Origin of the sequence: Stenotrophomonas sp. S49, from assembly GCF_016624905.1 — a bacterium.
Classification (GTDB): domain Bacteria; phylum Pseudomonadota; class Gammaproteobacteria; order Xanthomonadales; family Xanthomonadaceae; genus Stenotrophomonas.
Genome location: NZ_JACVUD010000152.1, coordinates 1 through 5,430, shown reverse-complemented (window position 1 = coordinate 5,430; position 5,430 = coordinate 1). Strand labels below are relative to the sequence as shown.

5 protein-coding genes are annotated in these 5,430 nt (G+C 69.5%); all 5 read left to right on the top strand.

The window, feature by feature from the left end; translation table 11 throughout:
• The first annotated feature begins 127 nt into the window (after window positions 1-127).
• The gene (locus IAE58_RS19610; protein ID WP_199933656.1) at window positions 128-583 is read left to right on the top strand and encodes a MarR family transcriptional regulator; all 456 of its coding nucleotides are present in this window, start codon (window positions 128-130) and stop codon (window positions 581-583) included.
• 101 nt (window positions 584-684) lie between these two features.
• A complete protein-coding gene (locus IAE58_RS19605) occupies window positions 685-894 on the top strand; it encodes a DUF1656 domain-containing protein (protein WP_108754648.1) in 210 nt (69 codons plus the stop codon).
• A complete protein-coding gene (locus IAE58_RS19600; protein ID WP_199912388.1) occupies window positions 891-1,805 on the top strand; it encodes an HlyD family secretion protein in 915 nt (304 codons plus the stop codon). Before IAE58_RS19605 ends, IAE58_RS19600 begins: the two co-directional genes overlap by 4 nt.
• The gene (locus tag IAE58_RS19595; RefSeq protein ID WP_199933657.1) at window positions 1,802-3,262 is read left to right on the top strand and encodes an efflux transporter outer membrane subunit; all 1,461 of its coding nucleotides are present in this window, start codon (window positions 1,802-1,804) and stop codon (window positions 3,260-3,262) included. The genes IAE58_RS19600 and IAE58_RS19595 overlap by 4 nt, the downstream gene beginning before the upstream one ends.
• A 3-nt stretch (window positions 3,263-3,265) precedes the next feature.
• On the top strand, window positions 3,266-5,305 hold the full coding sequence (locus tag IAE58_RS19590) for an FUSC family protein (RefSeq protein WP_199933658.1): 2,040 nt from the start codon (window positions 3,266-3,268) through the stop codon (window positions 5,303-5,305).
• Window positions 5,306-5,430: the final 125 nt, after the last annotated feature.

The following is a 5,430-nucleotide window of genomic DNA, read 5'->3' as shown; positions in this document are numbered from 1 at the left end:
GCCCCCGCTGCCCCACCCGACACCAGGCAGGCGCAACGCTTTCCTCAGTACACCGACCCACCCCCAATCACCCATTCAGCAAAACCTATTGATAGGAATGAAATTAGTAGTATCCTATCTATCTCTTATGGGCCGACCCCTCGACGAGCGCACCCGGCTGCAGATGCAGCTCAGCTCCGGCCTGCTGTACGCAGGGCGGCAGTGGCAGCGCCTGGCCGACAGCCGGTTGGGCAGCTACGGCATCTCCACCGCCTGCACCATGCCCCTGCTGATGATCGGCCGCTCAGGCGGTGGCATCCGCCAGGTGGCGCTGGCCCAGCAACTGGGCATGGAAGGTCCCTCGCTGGTGCGCCTGCTGGACAAGCTGTGCGCCAGCGATCTGGTCCGCCGCGAAAGCGATGCCAGCGACCGCCGCGCCAACCTGCTGTGGCTGACCGATGAAGGCCAGACCCTGGTGCGCGAGCTGGAAGAACAGTTGATCGGCCTGCGCCAGGACGTATTCGGCGAACTGACCATGGATGAACTGCACGCCGTGCTGAAGGCATGGCGCCTGCTGGGCGAGGCCGCCGACCGCATCACGTAAGCCCGCACTGCCCCTGCGTGCGCCGCTGCCGTGGACGCGCCAGCGGCGTTGTCGCGTTGTTGTTGTTGCTCCTCCCCCTTCCCTACTACCGCCCCCTACCGATGCCCGGTGAATTCAGTCTCCACGGAGTGTTCGTCCCGACCCTGCTCGGGCTGATGCTGCTGGCCTACCTGGTCAACAGCGGCCTGCACGCGCTGCTGCAGCGTGCCGGCGCCTATCGCCATGTCTGGCACCCGCCACTGTTCAACCTGGCCCTGTACGGCATCGTGCTGGGTGCGCTGTTCCACCTTCTGCGTTGGATGCAATCGTGAACAAGATCGTGAAAAAGACCCTGCCGGTGCTGCTCACCGGTGCCGCCGTGATCGTCGCCCTGCTGGTACTGCGCCAGCTCTGGGTCTATTACATGGATGAGCCTTGGACCCGCGATGCCCACGTCGGTGCCGACGTGGTGCAGGTGGCGCCGGATGTCTCCGGGCTGGTGGAGGCCGTGGACGTGGCCGACAACCAGGCCGTGAAGAAGGGCGATCTGCTGTTCGTGGTCGACCGCGCGCGCTACCGCATCGCCCTGGAACAGGCCCGCGCCAGCCTGGCCGAACGCCAGGCCTCGGTGGCCCAGCTGCGCCGCGAGATCGGCCGCGACCGCAGCCTGCAGGACCTGGTGGCCGCCGAAGACGCCGAAGTGCGCCGGGCCAAGCTGCAGGCCGCGCAGGCCGCATTGGCCACCGCACAGGCCGCCGTGGATCTGGCCGAGTTGAACCTGGCCCGCACCGAAGTGCGCGCCCCGGCCGATGGCCGGGTGAACGACCGCACCATGCGGGTGGGCGACTACGTGGTGGCCGGCAAGCCGGTGCTGGCGCTGCTGGATACCGGCTCGTTCCGCATCGATGGCTATTTCGAGGAAACCCGCCTGCGCGGCGTGGCCCCGGGCCAGCGCGTGGACATCCGCCTGATGGGCGAGGACATCGCGCTGACCGGCCACGTGGAAAGCATCGCCGCCGGCATTGAAGACCGCTACCGCAGCAACGGCAGCAGCCTGCTGCCGAACGTGACCCCGGCCTTCGACTGGGTACGGCTGGCGCAGCGCATCCCGGTGCGCATCGCCATCGACGAGGTCCCCGAGGGCGTGCAGTTGATCTCCGGCCGTACCGCGACAGTGACCGTCGACACCCACAGCAAACACGCTGACAAGGCCGGCGCCACGCCGACACAGGCGGGCCTGTGAACACCGCCCTGCCCCGTCTCGGCCTGATCGTCGCCCTGGCCAGCCTGGCGGCCTGCAAGACCGTGGGCCCGGACTACGCCCTGCCGGACGGCTCGGCGTTCAAGCGCCCGCAGGCCAATGCGGCCTTCATCGACACCCAGAACCCGGACGTGGCCGCCAACCAGGCGCTGCCCGACCGCTGGTGGTCGCTGTACAACGACCCGGTGCTGGACGGGCTAATCACCCAGGCGCTGCGCGACAACGTCGAGCTGAAGGCGGCTGATGCGCACCTGCGCCGTGCCGCCGCCGTGTACGAGCAGGCGATGGATGCCGGTGGCTTCGAGTACGAGGCCGAGGCCGGGGTCAGCCGCGCGCAGTTGTCAGCCGAGGCCTTCCTGCAGGAACACGAACTGCCGGTGATCAACCTGGCCGACGGCAAGTTCGCCGTCAGTTACCAGTTCGATCTGTTCGGCAAGCTCAAGCGCGGTGCCGAAGCAGCACACGCCGACGAACAATCGGTGGCCGCCGCGCGCGACCTGGCCCAGGTGAGCGTGGTGGCCGAAGTGGCCGACAGCTACCTGGAAATCTGCCACGCCAACCACGAACTGCACGTGGCCGAGCATTCGCTGCAACTGCAGCAGCGCAGCCGTTCGGTCACCCAGCGGCTGATCAATGCCGGCCGTGGCACGCCGCCGGAACTGGCCCGCGCCAACGCCCAGGTCGCCCTGCTGGAGGCCGCGCTGCCGCCGCTGCGCGCACAGCGATCGGCCGCGGCCTATTCGCTGGCCGCTCTGCTGGGCCAGACCCCTGGCCAGTTGCCTGCCGGGGTGATCGACTGCGCCGATGCGCCGCGCCTGGCGCAGCCGCTGCCGGTGGGTGATGGCCGCGCCCTGCTGCAGCGCCGCCCCGATATCCGCCAGGCCGAACGCAAGCTGGCTTCGGCCACGGCGCGCATCGGCGTGGCCACGGCCGAGCTGTACCCGGACATCCGCCTGGGCGCCTCGCTCGGCGCGGCCGGCCTGCTGGAAGACTTCGGTACGCCGATGACCCAGCAGTGGTCGATTGGCCCGCTGATCTCCTGGACGCTGCCGTCTTCGGGTACGCATGCGCGCATCCACGCCGCCGAAGCCGGTGCCGATGCCGCGCTGGCTGAGTTCGACCATGCGGTGCTGCAGGCCCTGCGCGAGACCCAGACCGCGCTGGACCGCTATGCGCAGGACCTGCGCCGCCTGCAGTCGCTGCGCGAAGCGCAGCAGCAGGCCGCGCTGGCTGCCGAGCAGAACCGGCGGCTGTACCAGGGCGGGCGCACGCCGTACCTGTCCAGCCTGGATGCCGACCGCAGCCTGGCCACCAGCGATGCCACCCTGGCCGCCGCCGAAGCACAGGTGTCGCGCGACCAGATCCATCTGTTCCTGGCGCTGGGCGGCGGCTGGCAGACCACGGTTGCCCCCGCCACCGCACAGGCCCCGGCGAAATAAGCGATGGACGGACTGACCGACCGCCAGGCGTGGCTGTTTTCGATCAAGACCTACTTGGCCGCGATCGCGGCGCTGTACATCGCCATGGCCGGCAACCTGTCCCGCCCGTACTGGGCGATGGGCACGGTGTACATCGTCAGCCAGCCGCTGCTGGGCCCGACCCGGGCCAAGGGCGTGTACCGCATCGTCGGTACGTTGGTGGCCGGCCTGGCCACCCTGCTGGTACTGCCGGCGCTGGTGGAAACGCCGATGGTGCTGAGCGCGGCGATGTCGCTTTGGCTGGCCGCCTGCCTGTTCCTGGCCCTGCTCAACCGCGGCCCACGCGGCTATGCGTTCCTGCTGGCCGGCTACACCACCGCCTTCATCGGCTTCCCGGCCGTCACCTCACCGGAAACCATCTTCGACACGGTGGTGGCGCGCAGTGAGGAGATCATCCTCGGCACGGTGGTGGCGGTGTTGTTCGCTTCGCTGCTGTTCCCCGCCTCGGTGCGGCCGATGCTGCGCGGGCGCATCAACAACTGGATGGAGGACGCCGCGCAGTGGTGCCGGCAGATCCTGGAGCGCGGCCGCGCGCATGCACCGCGCAACCGGCTGGCCGCCGATCTGGTGCAGTTCGAGGCCCTGATCGAGTTCCTGCGCCGCGACGATCCACGCCATGCCGGCTCCGCCGTTTCGATGGAACGGCTGCGTGAGCGCATGCTGCTGTTGCTGCCGGTGCTGTCGTCCATTGCCGACCGCTTGAGCGCGTTGCGCAGCCACGGCCAGGTGCTGCCGCAGGGCCTGCCGGAACTGGTGGACGATATCCGCGCGTGGATCGACACCCCTGCCAGCGCCAGCGACTATGCGCGCCTGCACGCCCGCATCAGCGCCCTGAAGCCGCAGGTGGACCGCGACCTGCAGCACCTGCAGCTGGCCAGCCTGCTGCTGCGCCTGGAGGAGCTGGTCGACCTGTGGCAGGACTGCCGCACCCTGCAGCACGCCATCGACCACGGCACCGCACCACTGGACCGTGCGCACTACCGCATCCGCACCGAGCGCGTGGCCACCGACAAGCACGTGGACTACGGCATGGCGCTGTTCTCCGCGCTGAGCGCCGGCGTGGCCCTGATGAGCTACTGCGTGCTGTGGATTGGCCTGGGCTGGGAAGGCGGTGGCAACGGCGCGATGATGGCGGCGGTCACGGCGGCCTTCTTCGCCGCGCAGGATGATCCGGCGCCGAGCATGGTCTCGTTCCTGGTCTGGGCCATCGTCGCGTCACTGGTGGCCGGCGTGTATCTGTTCGGCGTATTCCCGGCCGTGCATGACTTCGGCCTGCTGGCGCTGGTGCTGGCGGTGGCGTTCCTGCCGCTGGGCCTGCTGCTGCACCACCCCAAGAGCGCGCTGTTCGCGCTGCCGCTGACGGTGAACCTGGCCGCGCTGCTGAGCCTGCAGAACACCTACAGCGCCAACATCCAGAGCTTCCTGAACTCGTCCATCGCGATGTTCATCGGTATTGGCTTTGCCGTGGTGATGACCCGCCTGTTCCGTTCGGTGGGTGCCGAATGGACAGCGCGCCGGCTGGTACGGCAAGGCTGGACCACGCTGGCCGAGGCCGCCGAAGGGCGCGGCCAGCAGGATCGCCAGCGCTTCGCCGCGCGCATGCTGGATCTGTTGGGTCTGCTGGCGCCGCGCCTGGCGGCAACGCCGGAAGGCAGCGACATCGCCTCGGTGGACATGCTCAACGAGGCGCGCATCGGTCTGAACATCCTGCAGTTGCGCCGTGCCCGGCTGGAACTGCCGGAACGCAGCCGCGAAGCGGTGGAACACATCCTGGAAGAACTGGCCGCGCACTACCGGCGCCAGGTGGCGGCACGTCGACCGATCGCCGCCAGCGAAGCGCTGCGTGAACGGTTGGATGCCTCGCTGGGGCGCGTGGGCAACGTAGCCGCCTGCAAGGCGCGCGATGAAGCGCTGATGGGCCTGGTCGGTGTGCGCTTCGCATTGTTCCCCGAAGCCAAGGCGCTGGCACCGGGCGTGGCGGACGCCGGCGCGCCGTCCATGTAAGGCGATCCGCCGGGCATGGCCCGGCGCTACCATCACTACCCGGTAGCGGGGGGGGCGGGCCCGCGGGGGGGGCCCCCCCCCCCGGCGGGCCCCGGCCCGGTGCGGCCCGCCATTGGCGGGGAGGG

What these genes read in the sequence shown, in the direction of transcription:
- IAE58_RS19590 (WP_199933658.1), top strand. Translation starts at nt 3,266, where the DNA reads ATGGACGGACTGACCGACCGCCAGGCGTGGCTGTTTTCGATCAAGACC.
- IAE58_RS19605 (WP_108754648.1), top strand. Translation starts at nt 685, where the DNA reads ATGCCCGGTGAATTCAGTCTCCACGGAGTGTTCGTCCCGACCCTGCTC.
- IAE58_RS19610 (WP_199933656.1), top strand. Translation starts at nt 128, where the DNA reads ATGGGCCGACCCCTCGACGAGCGCACCCGGCTGCAGATGCAGCTCAGC.